This is a genomic window from Nonomuraea sp. NPDC050153 (genome assembly GCF_044460125.1).
Taxonomy (GTDB): domain Bacteria; phylum Actinomycetota; class Actinomycetes; order Streptosporangiales; family Streptosporangiaceae; genus Nonomuraea.
Genome location: NZ_JBITJQ010000014.1, coordinates 244065 through 257617, shown reverse-complemented (window position 1 = coordinate 257617; position 13553 = coordinate 244065). Strand labels below are relative to the sequence as shown.

Below are 13553 nucleotides of genomic sequence, written 5' to 3'. Positions count from 1 at the left end.
ACCTCTTCCCGCTGCCTCTACGCTTCCCGGCATGTCGACCGACACCGAGGCCGTGGCCGTCACCGAGACCCGCCTCATCCACGCGTTCCACCGGCGTGCCACCACGTTGTTGTGCGAGGCCGCCCTCCGGCCCTCCGTCCCCCTCCCGGCCCTGGCCGAGCTGCGCGAGTTCCTCGTCAAGAACCTGCGCCACCATCACGAGACCGAGGATCACCAGCTGTGGCCGATGATCGCGGCGGTGGCGCCGGAGGCGGCGGCGCGGTTCGCCGTCCTGAGCGAGGAACACGACGAGCTCGACGCCGCGCTCGACGCCCTCGAAGCCGTGCCCGTCCGCGAGGACGGTGACCGCCCGGGGCTCCGGCAGGCGGCCGAGGCGGTACGGGCCCTGGTGCACCGGCACCTGGAGCACGAGGAGCCGCTGCTGCTCCCGGCCCTGCGCGAGCACATCTCGCCGGAGGAGTGGTCCGCCTTCTCGCGCGCGACGGTCGCGACCTCGCCGACCGAGGCGGCGCACCTGGTCGTGGGCTTCCTTGACCAGGTCGGCACGCCCGAGGAGGTCGCGCTCGTCCTGTCCGGTCTGCCGGAGCCCGCGCGGCAGTTCGTGCCGGCGATGCGCGAGCAGGCGCGGGCCGCCCTCGCGGTCCTGTCCGGCGCCGGGGAAGGCTGAAACGTGGCAATGCTCAGCCGCTGGTCGGATGACATCGAGCAGATCGACCGGCTGCCGGCCTGAGCAGCCAGGTCAGCGCGCCTGCGGGGCGCCGGCGCCGCGCAGCAGTGTGTCGACCACGACGTCCGCGGCCTGTGCGGGGCTCAGCTCGGGCAGGTCCTCGGCGGCGTGGACCATCAGCGGCGACAGGACCGCGGCCACCCAGCCGGGCGGCAGATCGGAGCGCAGCAGGCCCTCGTCGGTGGCGCGCCGCAGGAAGGCGTCGACCTCGTCGATCAGGCCGCGCCGACGCTCGCGGAGCGCCGCCTCGCGGAGCATGCGGCTCGTCTCCACGGGCCACTTGCGGTTGACGGCGATGATGCCCTCGACGTAACGGTGCAGCGCGACCGCGACCGGGGCCTCGCGTAGCCTGGCGGCCTCGATGGCCTGCTCGACCGCGTCGTAGCGCGCGCCGTAGACGGCGGCCATGAGCTCTTCGCGGGAGGCGAAGCGGCGGTAGACCGTACGGCGGTCCACCCCTGCCGCGGCGGCGATGGCGGCGATGGTCGCCGAGGGATCGTCGGCGAGCATGCGGGCGCCCATGCTCAGGACGCGTTCGAGGTTGCGCGTCGCGTCTGCTCTCACCTGGCCAAGATATACCTCCTGTCACATAGACGGGGAAGTTAAACGCTTGATCGCTACTCCCATGAGGCACTTAAGCAGCCCGCGTGACTGACCGTCAGGTGACGGATGTGGCCGCGGCCCTCCCCCGGCGACAGTGACGTACCAGAACCACCACCCGATAGCCGCCGAAAGAGAGATCACGACCATGGACATGAAGCTCGAAGTCGTCGTCCTGCCCGTATCCGACGTCGATCGCGCCAAGGACTTCTACACCCGGCAGATGGGTTTCCGCCTCGACGCGGACTTCGCCATCAACGACGGTTACCGGATCATTCAGGTCACTCCCCCGGGCTCCGCGTGCTCGATCATCTTCGGCGCCGGCATCACCGACTCCGAACCCGGCACGATCCAGGGACTGCACCTGATCGTGTCCGACATCGAGCAGGCCCGGAAGGAGCTGGCCGGTCGCGGCGTCGACGTCACCGGCCCGTTCCACGACGCCACCGGCGCCTTCCACCAGGCCGGGGAGACCGGCCGCGTCGCGGGCCTGCACCCCCAGCGCTCCAGCTACGGCTCCTTCGCCGCATTCGCCGACCCCGACGGCAACCGCTGGTTCCTTCAGGAGATCACCGAACGGCTTCCTGGCCGCTGACCGGCGGCACCCCCGGAACACAGCCACGGTCCGGTCGGCGAGAACGTCGCCGGCCGGACCACCGGACCCGTGCCGGCGCATGGCGACCGCCTGGCCGCGCACCCCGCACCGGCGCCGCAGCCAGGCATCCTCTCCGCCACCGTGCCCGCCATCAATGAAGTAGCGCACAACGAAGTGAAGGTTTCAAATCTAAGTGCTACATTGATGAGACAGTTAGAACGTGGAGAGGAGAGACGCATGACCAGGACCTGGTTGATCACCGGGGCATCGCGCGGCTTCGGGCGCAGGCTCGCCGAGGCCGTCCTGGAGGCGGGTGAGCAGGTCGTCGCCACCGCACGCCGCCCGGAGCAGCTGGACGACCTGGTGGCCCGCCACGGCGAGCGGATACGCGCGGTCGCGCTGGACGTCACCGACGCCGCCGCGGCCTCCCACGCGGTGAAGGAGGCCACCGGGACCTTCGGCCGCCTCGACGTGGTCGTCAACAACGCCGGCTACGCGAACAGCGCACCGATCGAGGAGATGGCGGAAGAGGACTTCCGCGCCCAGATCGAGACCAACCTCTTCGGCGTCGTGAACGTGACGCGGGCCGCGCTGCCCGTCCTGCGGGCACAGCGGTCGGGGGTCTTCGTGCAGTTCTCCTCCATCGGGGGACGCGTGGGCGGCACTCCCGGGATGGGCGCCTACCAGACCGCGAAGTTCGCGGTCGAGGGCTTCTCCGAGGTGCTCGCCAACGAGGTCGCGCCGTTCGGGGTGAAGGTCGTCATCGTCGAGCCGGGCGCGTTCCGCACCGACTGGCAGGGCTCTTCGATGGAGATCCGCCCCGTCGGCCCCGACTACGAGGAGACGGTGGGTGCTGTCCACCGCTACCGGCGGGACACCGACGGCACCCAGCCCGGCGATCCGGCCCGCGCCGCGAAGATCATCATCGACGTGGCCGGCTCCGACGACCCGCCGCGGCGGCTCCTGCTCGGGGGCGACGCCGTCGCGACCGCCCAGAAGGCCGCGGAGATCCGCGCCGCCGAGACCGAGAAGTGGGCCGGCGTGAGCCGCTCGGCCGACTACCCCGCGGACGAACGGTAGACAGCACCGGCTCTCCTTCAAGAGCTATTCTAAGATTCCTTAGAACATCAAAGGAGACAGATGTCTTACCCCGAGCCCCGCTACCTGGCAGAGACCGGCGCGCACAGTGGTGTCGTGCGCACGGCGGACACACCGCCCGACCTGTCGATGGCCAGCGGCACGCAGGTGCACTACCTCGGCACGGGCGGCTCGACGAACGGCGCGTTCGGCCTTTACCGGTGGGAGATGGGCCCGCGCCCGTCCGGTCCCGGCGCGCACTTCCACCGCACGATGACCGAGTCGTTCTACGTGCTGTCCGGCACCATCCGGCTCTTCAACGGCGAGAAGTGGGCCGAGGGGAAGCCCGGCGACTTCCTGTTCGTGCCCGAGGGCGGCGTGCACGCCTTCCGCAACGAGTCCGGCGAGCCCGCCTCGATGCTGATCCTCTTCACCCCGGGCGCGCCCCGCGAGGCGTACTTCGAGGAGCTCGCCGACATTTCGAACACCGGACGCCAACTCGGTCCCGAGGAGTGGACGGAGCTGTTCCTGCGTCACGACCAGTACATGGTCTGATGCCCGAGTCCCCGGAGGAGCCGATCTACCAGCAGCTGGCCCGCATCGGCAAGGCCCTGGCCAGCCCCGTGCGGCTGCGCCTGCTGGACGTGCTCGGCCAGCGCGAGCACACGGTCGAGGAGCTGGCCCAGGCGGCTGGGGTGGCGCTCAAGAACACCTCCGCCCAGCTCCAGCAGTTGCGCGCCGTCCACCTGGTGACCAGCAGGAAGGAGGGGCAGCGGGTCTACTACCGGCTGGCGGACGAGCGGGTGTCGAGCTTCCTGGCGCAGTTGCGGGGGTTCGGCCAGGAGCGGCTGGCCGACCTGCGTGACGCCGTACGGGCCCGGCTCGATCCTCTCGACGGGGTGACCGCCGACGAGCTGGCCGCCCGCCTGGACGACCCCGGCACCCTGGTCGTGGACGTGCGCCCGGCCGCCGACTACGCGGCCGGCCACGTGCCGGGGGCGATCTCGCTGCCCATGGCCGAGCTGCGCGAGCGCCTGGACGAGCTGCCCAGGGAGATGGAGATCGTGGCGTACTGCGGCGGGCCGTACTGCGCGGTGTCCTCGGAGGCCGTACGCGTCCTGGGCGAGCACGGCTACGCGGCCCGCGCCCTCGACGGCGGTTACCTCGGCTGGCGAGGCCGATGAGGCGGCGGTGAGGGCGCGGTGGAGTCGATCACCGCGCTCGGACGGCTCGGCGAGCCGGAGGACGTCGGGCCATCCGGGAGATGGCCACACGAGCGCCACGGCGGTGCACGCGGCCAGCCGCAGCCAGGTCCTCGGTTCCGAAGGCCAATTGCCCTTCGGGGTGCGTCAGGGGGAAATGCGGGTCAGAGCCCCACGTCCCGGCGCAGCAGGTCGTCGATCTCCTCCCGGCGGACCACCAGCCGGGCCGCGCCGTCGGCGACCGCGACGACCGGCGGACGGCCGGTGAGGTTGTACGTGGAGGCCATGGAGTGGTGGTAGGCGCCGGTGGCGGGCACCACGATGACGTCGCCGGGCTTGATGTCCGAGGGCAGCGGCACGTCCTCGGCGATGACGTCGCCCGCCTCGCAGTGGTGGCCGACCAGGGTGACCCGGCGGTCGATCCGGGCGGAGCGGCGGCCGATCAGGCGGGCGGTGTAGCGGGCTCCGTACAGGGACGGGCGGGGGTTGTCGCTCATCCCGCCGTCGACGGCCACAAATGTACGGGTCAGGGTGCGCTTGACCGCGATGACCCGGTACAGGGTGAGTCCGGCCGGGCCGCTGATCGACCGGCCCGGCTCGACGGTCAGCCGGGGCACCGGCAGGTCCAGCGCCGCGCAGCGCTCCTGGAGGGCCTTGGTGACCGCCGTGGCGTACGCGTCGGGGGTCAGGCCCTGCTCGGCGGCGAGGTAGGCGATGCCCATGCCGCCGCCCAGGTCCAGCTGGGGCAGCACGATCCCGTACGTGTCACGGATCGCGGCCAGCTGCTCGGCCATGATCCGGACCGCCCGCTCGTACGGCTCGGTCGTGCGGATCTGGGAGCCGATGTGGCAGTGCAGGCCCACCAACCGCAACTCCGGCTGGCGCAGCACCCTGGCCACCGCCGCGCCCGCTTCGCCCGAGTCGAGGGACAGGCCGAACTTCTGGTCCTGGCCGCCGGTGCGGATCGCCGCGTGCGCGCCCGCCTCGACGTCGGGGATGATCCGCAGCAGCACCTTCTGCCGGCGCCCGGGCTGGACCAGCATGGCGAGCCGGGGGATCTCGGCGAGGTTGTCGACGACGATGCGTCCGACCCCGTGCTCGACCGCCTCGGCCAGCTCGTGCGGGGTCTTGGCGTTGCCGTGGAAGACGATGCGCTCGGCGGGGAAGCCGACGGACCGGGCGATGGCCAGCTCGCCGCCGGAGCAGACGTCCAGGCCGAGCCCTTCCTGCCGGATCCAGGTGGCCATCGCCCGGCACAGGAACGCCTTGGCGGCGTACAGGATGTCGGCGTCGGGCAGTGCCGTGCGCCAGGCGCGGCAGCGTCCGCGTACGTCGGCCTCGTCCACCACGTAGGCGGGGGTGCCGAAGCGCTCGACGATGTCCATGAGCGGCACGCCTCCGACGGAGGCCACCGGCCGGAAACCGGTGGTGGCCGACCAGGGCTCGAACCGCGTCTCCTCCCCCACCTCGTCGAGGTGGACGGGCCCGCGCGGGCTGGGGACGAACAACCGGCTCATCTGATTCCTCCTGCGAGAACTACACCAACCCGGACGCTAGATGCGTTTTCGGAGAAAATCGTCTGTTCATACGCAATCAGCACGCGCAAACCCGGAATTCTGACGCGACGTTGATGGCCGGCGCGCCACCGGTCCGGTTGGAGGACGTCGATCGGCTTGAGCGCCGGGCGACGCCAGGGCGTCAAGATCGCGAAGTGGCCTGCCGGATCCGCGTAGGCGTTCCGTCAGGTTCGCGTAGTCGTTACGTCAGAACCTCCCCGCCTTGATCTCCCGACGGACAGGCTTCTACACATGCCGACATTCCGGACAGACGAGGTAGAGATCGAGCGGGACCGGCTCAGGGAGATCAGGTCCCGTCTGCCCGAGGCCGCCAAGCCGCTCGACGAAGCGCTGCCGCGCCTGGTCTCGCTCACGGTGGCCGAGTCCGCCTTCACGTCGTTCACGTACTCGTTGGCGCTGGCGTACAACGAGGTCGAGGCGTTCACCATGATGGAGCTGCGCCACCGGGCCGAGGACACCGTACGCGTCCAGGACGGCATGACCACCTCGATCGCGACCTGGCAGGCAGCCGAGGTCGCGAGCTCCATCCGATGGAGATGAACCTCGTCGTCCTGGCCCGCCGGAGCCTGGAGGTGGGCACGGGCGCGGCGCTGACGCTGTCGGCGCTGGGCGTGCCGGCGGGCTGGCCGTTCGTCGGCAGGATGTACGTCCACCAGTACCATCCCCAGTCGTTCTTCGACGGGGCGCAGACCTGGCTCGCGGTGCACGACGACGTGGTGGCCGCTCGGCTGAACGTGCAGGCTCTCGTCGCCGATGTGGCCTCGACGAGCTGGCGCAGCGAGGACGGCCGGGCCTTCCAGCGCCGCATGGACGCGTACCTGGCCGACCTGCGCGGCATCGAGATCCGCGCGGTGGTCACCGCGCTCACCCTCTACACGGTCGGGGCGGCGCTGGCGGCGTTCATCCTCTTCCAGTTCCTGGTGGCGGGTGCCATGGCCGCGGTGGCGGCGTGGGTGCTGCTCGCCGCGGTCACCCCGCTCAGCCTGGCCGAGGCCAGGGTCCTGGCCACGCAGTGCCTGCTCAAGCTCTACGAGGGCTACCGCGCGATGGAGTCGCTGTTGGACGGTCTGCTGCACGGGTGCGCCGCCGCGCTGGCCGCGAGCGTGGCGGTGGACGTCGGCGTCGAGGCCGCCCGCGGCGACCGCAGCGGCCTGAACGACCTGGCCGCGGCGACCTTCGCCCAGGGCCCCATGCTCATCTGGGGCACGGCCAACCGGGTCGAACGCGACCTGACCGCCCACGGGCTCGGCGGCCGCTTCCCCGGCGAGGGCCTGTGGAAGAGCTCGCGGGCCGGCTCGCCGCTCCCGCCGGGCCTGCCGCAACTGGCGGGCGCCAAGGCGGTCAACGACATTACGACGGGCAGCCAGACGGTGACCGGCCGGTACGTACCGGAGCAGGCCGCCGACGGCTCATACACGTTCCCCTGGGAGTGATCATGGACTTCGGACAGGAACTCGGCCTGGACCCCGAGCGGCTGGCGGCCGACGCCGACTTCCTCTTCGAGCGGATGCGCCGCCTGCACGAGCTCCCGGAGACTGTGGCGCGCGCCGAGTCCAAGGACGGCTGGGTGAGCGTCGAGTACGGCAGCGTCTCAGGCGTCCGGGGGCTCCACCTCGACCCGCGAGCCATGCGCATGGGCTCGGCGGAGCTGGCGGAGACGGTTCTCGTCCTGATCCACCAGGCCAGGGCGCGGGCCGAGGCCGACGAGCGCGGGGCTGCCGAAGAGCTTCTTGGCGCGGGCCTCCTCGCCGACGGGCAGCTCGCCGCCGAGCGGCTCCGCACGGCCACCGGCACGCTCCAGGAGAACCTGGAGCGCGCCGGCGCGGCCATCGACCGGGTACGCGCCCTGCTACGCCCCTGACCATCAGCCCACGTGGACGCGCGGCCGGCGCTCCGGGTCCGGCTCGGCCTGGCGCAGCACCTCCCTGGTCAGCGGCGGCACGTCGCCGCCGCCGAAGACCAGGTACCGCAGCATCGCCACGACCGGGTTGCCCTCGGTCCAGTGGAAGTAGATGTGCGGCACGGAGCCGGTCCGGTCGCGCAGGTGGAGCAGCAGCGCGGCCAGCGCGTTCGGCACCGCGGAGGTCTCGACGCAAAGGATCTTGTGCCCGAACCGCTCCTCGCCCTTGACGCGCAGCTCGGTCTCGAACTCCGAGGCGTCCGGCACCGTCGCCTCCACGAACAGCACCGGCTCCGCGGGACGCAGCCGGTGGGTGAGCCACGCCTCGCGCGACTTGTCGTTGTACTCGGCCTGGTCCCGCTGGTGCGGCTCGTTGGCGATCACGTGGATCTCGCCGCACGCCGCCTCGTTGACGAACTGCTCGGCCAGCGGGTCCAGGTGCACCGCGGTGACCCGCAGCTCGGTGGAGCGGGTGGCGCGGGAGATCAGCGAGAGGCCGACGATGCTCGTGACGAAGAACGAGGCGATCTTGACGCCGTCCGGCCGCTCGATGACGTTGTCCACCAAGGTGTACGTCAGGACGGCCGAGATGGTCGCGAACCCGGCCATGGCCTTGCGCTGGCCCAGCTTCCCGGCCGACAGCGTCACCGCGACCGCGGCCGAGAGCATGAGCACGAGCACGCCGGTGGCGTACGCGCCGCCCTGGGCGTCCACGTCGGCGTCGAAGATGATCGTGATGGCGAACGCGATGGCCGAGAACACCAGCACCAGCGGCCGGATCGCCCCCGTCCACTCCGGCGCCATGCCATAGCGGGGCAGGTAGCGCGGTACCAGGTTGATCAGCCCGGCCATCGCCGAGGCCCCGGCGAACCACAGGATCGCGATCGTGGAGATGTCATAGGCGGTGCCGAACCAGTTGCCCAGATATTCGTGCGCCAGGTAGGCCAGGGCCCGGCCGTTCGCCTTGCCGCCCTCCTCGAACTCCTGGTGCGGGATGAGCACGGTGGTGACGAAGCTGGAGAAGATCAGGAAGACGCTCATGATCAACGCCGCGGTGGTCAGCAACCTGCGGGTGCCCTTCACCCGTTGCTCTATGTCGCCCTTGACCACCGGCATCACGGCGACGCCGGTCTCGAACCCGGACATGCCCAGCGCCAGCTTCGGCATGACCAGCAGCGACAACCCGATCATGACCAGCGGGCTGGAGAAGTCCAGGCTCAGCGCGCGCTGCCAGTCCACCACGACCTGAGGGGCCTCCAGCACGTGCACGATGGCCGTCGAGACCACGACCGCGTTCAGGACCAGATAGACGAAGACGAGCACCACGGCGATGCCGATGGCCTCGGTGAAGCCCATCAGGAACACGCCGCCGAGCAGGGCGAGCAGCACCAGCGTGACGATGACCCGCTGTCCGGCCAGGAAGTCCGGCACGAACGGGTTCTCCAGGATGTGCGCGGTCGCGTCCGCCGCCGACAGCGTCATCGTGATCACGAAGTCGGTGGCCGCGAAGCCGAGCAGGGCCAGCACGAAGAACTTGCCCCACCACTGCGGCGCCAGCTTCTCCAGCATCGCGATCGAGCCCTGCCCGTACGGGCTCTCGACCGCGACCCTGCGGTAGACCGGCAGCGCCCCCAGCAGCGTCAGCGCCACCAGGAACAACGTGGCCAGCGGCGAGAGCAGCCCGGCCGCCAGCGCCGCGATGCCCGGCTGGTAGCCCAGCGTGGAGAAGTAGTCCACGCCGGTCAGGCACATCACCCGCCACCACGAGTGCTTCACGCGGGGGCCGTGCTGGATCTGCTTCCTGTCGGTCTGCAAGCCCTCCAGCAACCAGGAACGCAGCGTCCCTTCCGTGGGGGCCGGCTTTTTCGCCAGCACCATAACGGTCAACCCCTCCGCAATGGCCGCATAAAGATGCATCGCACACTATCCAGGCCAAAGAGGTGATTAGCCTGGTCAGGGCGTCAAGAAAACGTATAAATCCGAGACTGACCGGTACAGTCTCGGCTGCCCCTTCTCACTATCGGCCCGACCATAACGGCCGATTTCTGGGAAGATGCCCGATTTGTGATGAGGTCATGCCGAACCGGTGATCGCGTCTCTGGTTGGGGAGGCCGCTGACCAGCAGAGTTGCACTCAGTCGATGTGAAGGAGACATCATGGGTGCCCTGCTCCAGCGCCGGGACGTTCGGAAGGCCACGTCCCCGTGGCACGGTCCGCTCAGCTACTGCGCGGCGGCGATGGCGGTGCTGGCCGTCGTCTGCGCGATAGGGCTCGTGGTGGACGGGCGGACGCTGATGGGCCAGGGGGTGTGGCTCAAGCCGTTCAAGTTCGCGATCTCCCTCGGACTGTACGCGCTCACGCTGGCCTGGATGCTCGGTCAGGCCCGGCGGTGGCGGCGGACGCTGTGGTGGCTGGGCACGGTGACCGTGGGCGGCTTCCTCCTCCCGGAGATCACGGCCATCACCTTCCAGGCGGCCCGGGGCGTCCCCAGCCACTTCAACTTCGCCACCGGGCTGGACGAGACGGTGTTCATGATCATGGGCGGCGCCGCGTACCTGGGCTGGCTGCTGACCTTCGCGACCGGCGTCCTCCTGATCGCGCAGCGCCGGGTGGACCGCGCGATGGCGTGGGCGATCCCGCTCGGTCTGGCCGTCTCGCTCGCCGGCATGTCCATCGGTTACCTGATGACCGCCCCCACCCCCGGCCAGGTGGAGGGACTGACCAAGGGTCTGAGCCTGACCACGATCGGCGCGCACAGCGTCGGGGCGCCCGACGGCGGCCCCGGCCTGCCGGTCACCGGATGGGAGACGGGCGCGGGCGACCTGCGGGTGGCGCACTTCGTCGGCCTGCACGCCCTGCAGGTGCTCCCGCTGGTCGCGATCGGCCTGCGCCTGCTCGCCCGGCGCTTCCCGGTCCTCGCGGGCGCCGGCACCCGTACCGCCCTGGTGATCGTCGCCGCGTTCGGGTACGCCGGGCTCACCTGGCTGGTGCTGTGGCAGGCACAGCGCGGTCAGGCCCTCGTCCACCCCGACGCGCTGACGCTCGGGGCCGCCGCCGCTCTCGCCGGGCTGGTGGCGGCGTGCGCGACCACGATCCTCGCCGTCTCCGCCCGGCGGCGCGCGCCGTCGGCCGGGCTCGGCGGACGGCGGCGCGTTCCCGCCGCCGCCTGAACCGGAGGATCCCGGCGCCCGGCGGCGAAAGGGCGTCTCCTAGGCTGCACGGGTGCACACGCGGGGGAAGCTGATCGTTGGCGTGGTGTTCGCCGGCTTCGTGAGCGTCTATGTGGTGGCGGGGTCGCCCCTGGCACTGGCCGTGTTCGGCGCGCAGGTCGCCTTCGTCCGGTGGCGGTCGTGGTGGCTGGTCCTCCTCCAGGCCGCTCTGGCGTACGGGTCCGTCCTGCTGTCCGGCTCCTCCGTCGGCGTGCTCGGCTTCGTCGGCGGGTCGTTGCTGCTGACCCGGCTGTGGCCGCTCGCCCTGGCGGTGGTGGCGAGCGCCGCCCTGCTCGGCCCGATCGACCCGGTGATCAGCATGGTGCTGATCTCCCTGGTCGTCTACGGCCTGACCAGGATGATCGACCGGATCGACGAGGTGAACGCGGCCAGGCTCGCGCTGGCGGTGACGGCGGCGGCCGAGGAGCGGCTGCGCATCGCCGCCGAGCTGAGCGCGGGCCTGGGCAGGGCGCTGGCCACGATCGCCGACGGCGCTCGGAGCGGCAGTCCCGACGTGGAGACCGCCCGCCGCTCGCTGGCCGAGGCCAGGGCCGCGGCGGCGAGCTACCGGGCCATGTCCCTGGCTCCCGAGATGTCCACCGCCAAGGCCATGCTGACCGCCGCGGGCGTCACCGTGGACGTACGGGTGGGGCACGCCGAGCCGCTGGGCCCCGCGGGAGCGCTCCTGGCGGCGGTGCTCCGGGAGGCCGTGACGGAGATCGTACGGCGGCGCACGGCCACCACCTGCCGCATCGAGACCGTCACGGAGGCGGGCACGGTACGGCTGCGCGTCTCCCATGACGGCGCGCGCACGGCCGGCGACGAGAGCCTCGGCGACCTGCCGGCCCAGGTCGAGGCGGCGGGCGGCACGCTCACCGTCGGGCTCACCGACGACGCCCTGGTGACCGTGGAGGCGAGGCTGCCCACCGCGGTCACCGAGCCCGTCCACGACACCTCCTGGGGCGGCAGCGTGCTGCCGATGGTGTTGCTGGCGACCGTGCTGGTGGGCTTCTCGGCCAAGGCGCTGCTGGTGGCCGGCTCGCTCTGGCCGGCGGCCCCGCTGGCCGTCATCGTCTTCATGCAGCTCCGATCGGTCGAGGGGCGGCACCCGGTGGCGCTGTCGATCATGGCGGTGCTGACGTTCGCGCCGATCCCGCTGTTCGGGCAGTCCTGGCTGGGAGTGGCGGGGTTCCTGGCGGGGCCGATCCTGCTGGCCTTCCCGTGGGCGGTGGCACTGCCGCTGGTGGCGGCCATCGTCGCGGTGGTCGCCGCCGCCGCCGTGCTGCTCGGCCTGCCGCTCCCGCTGACCGTGAACTACGCGATCAGCACGGTCGTCACCGGCCTGGTCGTGTACGGCCTGCTCAAACTCGCCCAGCTGGCCAGGGAGCTGCACGAGTCGAGGGACGGCCCCGCCCGCGCGGCCGTCGTCGAGGAACGGCTGCGGGCCGCCCGCGACCTGCACGACCTCCTCGGGCACACTCTGGCCGCGATCCTGCTCAAGTGCGAGCTGGCCCGCCGCCTCGACCCCGAGCGGGCGCGGAAGGAGCTCGACGACGTCCTGTCGATGACCGAGCAGGCGACGGAGGACCTGCGAACGGTGTCGGGCGGGCACCGGGAGCTGTCCCTGGCCGGCGAGGCGGAGTCGGCCCGTTCGCTGCTGGCGACCGCGGGCATCGACGTCCGGGTCGACCTGGGCCACGACGCCCTCGGCGGGGAGGCCGACACCACGCTCGGCATCGTGCTCAGGGAGGCCGTCACCAACGTCCTGCGGCACAGCTCGGCCCGCCGGTGCACGATCGAGACCTCCGTACGCGACGGCGTCGTACGGCTGAGCGTGCGCAACGACGGGGCACGCGCCACGGAGGGCCGCCGCGGCTCGGCCGGGATCGGCAACCTCACCACCCGGCTGACGGCGCTCGACGGGCGGCTGGCCGTGTCCCAGGAGGACGGCTGCTTCGAGCTGACGGCTACGGTCCCGGTCTAGATCGGTCTAGATCCAGCCCGCCTCGGTGGCGATGCGTACGGCGTCGGTGCGGTTGCGGGCGTTGAGCTTGGTGACGATCGCGGTGATGTAGTTGCGGACGGTCCCCGCGCTCAGGAAGAGCCGGCCCGCGATCTCCGTCGCCTCCGCCCCCTCCGCGACCAGCCGCAGGACGTCGGCCTCGCGCGGGGTGAGCGGGTTGTCGGCCAGGTTCCACGCGGTGAGGGCGAGCGAGGGGTCGAGGACGCGTTCGCCCCGCGCGACCTTCCTGATCGCGCCCGTCAGCTCCTCCGGCGAGGCGGTCTTCAGGATGAAGCCGTCCACCTGGGAGGCGAGCGCGCGCCGGAGGTGGCCCGGCTTGCCGTGGCCGGTGAGCATGAGCGTGCGGGTGCCCGGCAGCTTCGCGCGCAGCTCGCCGGCGGCGTCGAGGCCGTCGATCGCGCCGGGCATGTCGACGTCCAGAACGGCCACGTCCGGCCGGTGGACCAGGGCGGCGGCGACCACCGCGTCCCCGGACTCGACCGCCTGGACGACCTCGATGTCGGGCTCGATGCTGATCAGGGTCACGAGCGCTTCCCTGATGACGTGCTGGTCTTCGGCCAGGAGAATGCGGATCACCTGACCATTATGTCCGGATCATGATGAGGTCATGGCGGGGTCGTGACCGGCTCTCTGGTGGCTGAAA

General features: G+C 71.4%; 14 protein-coding genes. 10 read left to right on the top strand and 4 right to left on the bottom strand.

All coding sequences use genetic code 11. The features are described 5' to 3' along the window. The first annotated feature begins 31 nt into the window (after positions 1-31). Positions 32-667, top strand: coding sequence for a hemerythrin domain-containing protein (locus ACIBQ1_RS31805; RefSeq protein WP_397282979.1), 636 nt, complete (start codon positions 32-34; stop codon positions 665-667). A 72-nt stretch (positions 668-739) separates the two neighbouring features. Here ACIBQ1_RS31805 and ACIBQ1_RS31800 read toward each other — a convergent pair whose 3' ends face one another. Beyond that, positions 740-1291, bottom strand: coding sequence for a TetR family transcriptional regulator (locus tag ACIBQ1_RS31800; protein WP_397282978.1), 552 nt, complete (start codon positions 1289-1291; stop codon positions 740-742). Positions 1292-1481: 190 nt separating this feature from the next. On the opposite strand from ACIBQ1_RS31800, the gene ACIBQ1_RS31795 reads away from it, so the two are divergent. From ACIBQ1_RS31795 to ACIBQ1_RS31780, 4 genes are all read left to right on the top strand, one after another. Beyond that, entirely contained in the window at positions 1482-1922 is a 441-nt protein-coding gene (locus tag ACIBQ1_RS31795) for a VOC family protein (RefSeq protein ID WP_397282977.1), read from the top strand. Positions 1923-2159: 237 nt separating this feature from the next. Then, positions 2160-3002 (top strand): oxidoreductase, encoded by an 843-nt coding sequence (locus ACIBQ1_RS31790; protein WP_397282976.1) that lies wholly within the window; start codon positions 2160-2162, stop codon positions 3000-3002. Between the two features lie 60 nt (positions 3003-3062). Beyond that, complete coding sequence (locus ACIBQ1_RS31785) at positions 3063-3554, top strand: cupin domain-containing protein (RefSeq protein ID WP_397282975.1); 492 nt, start codon at positions 3063-3065, stop codon at positions 3552-3554. Then, a complete protein-coding gene (locus tag ACIBQ1_RS31780) occupies positions 3554-4183 on the top strand; it encodes an ArsR/SmtB family transcription factor (protein WP_397282974.1) in 630 nt (209 codons plus the stop codon). The genes ACIBQ1_RS31785 and ACIBQ1_RS31780 overlap by 1 nt, the downstream gene beginning before the upstream one ends. A 182-nt stretch (positions 4184-4365) precedes the next feature. Here the strand turns inward: ACIBQ1_RS31780 and lysA are convergent, their stop codons facing one another. Next, entirely contained in the window at positions 4366-5718 is a 1353-nt protein-coding gene (gene lysA, locus ACIBQ1_RS31775; RefSeq protein WP_397282973.1) for a diaminopimelate decarboxylase, read from the bottom strand. A gap of 291 nt (positions 5719-6009) precedes the next feature. Here lysA and ACIBQ1_RS31770 point away from each other — a divergent pair, with 291 nt between their 5' ends. The 3 genes from ACIBQ1_RS31770 to ACIBQ1_RS31760 are packed head-to-tail and all read left to right on the top strand — an operon-like array spanning position 6010 to position 7639. After that, complete coding sequence (locus ACIBQ1_RS31770) at positions 6010-6318, top strand: hypothetical protein (protein WP_397282972.1); 309 nt, start codon at positions 6010-6012, stop codon at positions 6316-6318. Beyond that, a complete protein-coding gene (locus ACIBQ1_RS31765) occupies positions 6315-7211 on the top strand; it encodes a hypothetical protein (RefSeq protein ID WP_397282971.1) in 897 nt (298 codons plus the stop codon). The genes ACIBQ1_RS31770 and ACIBQ1_RS31765 overlap by 4 nt, the downstream gene beginning before the upstream one ends. A 2-nt stretch (positions 7212-7213) precedes the next feature. After that, complete coding sequence (locus ACIBQ1_RS31760; protein ID WP_397282970.1) at positions 7214-7639, top strand: hypothetical protein; 426 nt, start codon at positions 7214-7216, stop codon at positions 7637-7639. A gap of 3 nt (positions 7640-7642) precedes the next feature. Here the strand turns inward: ACIBQ1_RS31760 and ACIBQ1_RS31755 are convergent, their stop codons facing one another. Then, the gene (locus ACIBQ1_RS31755; protein WP_397282969.1) at positions 7643-9556 is read right to left on the bottom strand and encodes an amino acid transporter; all 1914 of its coding nucleotides are present in this window, start codon (positions 9554-9556) and stop codon (positions 7643-7645) included. Between the two features lie 278 nt (positions 9557-9834). On the opposite strand from ACIBQ1_RS31755, the gene ACIBQ1_RS31750 reads away from it, so the two are divergent. Together ACIBQ1_RS31750 and ACIBQ1_RS31745 are read left to right on the top strand one after the other, a co-directional pair. Further along, positions 9835-10848 carry a hypothetical protein gene (locus ACIBQ1_RS31750; RefSeq protein ID WP_397282968.1) on the top strand — a complete coding sequence of 338 codons (1014 nt, stop codon included), beginning with the start codon at positions 9835-9837 and terminating at the stop codon, positions 10846-10848. Between the two features lie 52 nt (positions 10849-10900). After that, positions 10901-12871: a histidine kinase gene (locus ACIBQ1_RS31745; RefSeq protein WP_397282967.1), complete on the top strand. Its 1971-nt coding sequence runs from the start codon at positions 10901-10903 to the stop codon at positions 12869-12871. A gap of 6 nt (positions 12872-12877) precedes the next feature. Here the strand turns inward: ACIBQ1_RS31745 and ACIBQ1_RS31740 are convergent, their stop codons facing one another. Beyond that, positions 12878-13486, bottom strand: coding sequence for a response regulator transcription factor (locus tag ACIBQ1_RS31740; protein ID WP_355378904.1), 609 nt, complete (start codon positions 13484-13486; stop codon positions 12878-12880). Between the last annotated feature and the right edge of the window lie 67 nt (positions 13487-13553).

Bases quoted from the DNA above. Each gene is read 5' to 3' on its own strand.
- ACIBQ1_RS31805 (WP_397282979.1), top strand. From the start codon at position 32: ATGTCGACCGACACCGAGGCCGTGGCCGTCACCGAGACCCGCCTCATC.
- ACIBQ1_RS31795 (WP_397282977.1), top strand. From the start codon at position 1,482: ATGAAGCTCGAAGTCGTCGTCCTGCCCGTATCCGACGTCGATCGCGCC.
- ACIBQ1_RS31790 (WP_397282976.1), top strand. From the start codon at position 2,160: ATGACCAGGACCTGGTTGATCACCGGGGCATCGCGCGGCTTCGGGCGC.
- ACIBQ1_RS31785 (WP_397282975.1), top strand. From the start codon at position 3,063: ATGTCTTACCCCGAGCCCCGCTACCTGGCAGAGACCGGCGCGCACAGT.
- ACIBQ1_RS31780 (WP_397282974.1), top strand. From the start codon at position 3,554: ATGCCCGAGTCCCCGGAGGAGCCGATCTACCAGCAGCTGGCCCGCATC.
- lysA (WP_397282973.1), bottom strand. From the start codon at position 5,718: ATGAGCCGGTTGTTCGTCCCCAGCCCGCGCGGGCCCGTCCACCTCGAC.
- ACIBQ1_RS31770 (WP_397282972.1), top strand. From the start codon at position 6,010: ATGCCGACATTCCGGACAGACGAGGTAGAGATCGAGCGGGACCGGCTC.
- ACIBQ1_RS31765 (WP_397282971.1), top strand. From the start codon at position 6,315: ATGAACCTCGTCGTCCTGGCCCGCCGGAGCCTGGAGGTGGGCACGGGC.
- ACIBQ1_RS31760 (WP_397282970.1), top strand. From the start codon at position 7,214: ATGGACTTCGGACAGGAACTCGGCCTGGACCCCGAGCGGCTGGCGGCC.
- ACIBQ1_RS31755 (WP_397282969.1), bottom strand. From the start codon at position 9,556: ATGGTGCTGGCGAAAAAGCCGGCCCCCACGGAAGGGACGCTGCGTTCC.
- ACIBQ1_RS31750 (WP_397282968.1), top strand. From the start codon at position 9,835: ATGGGTGCCCTGCTCCAGCGCCGGGACGTTCGGAAGGCCACGTCCCCG.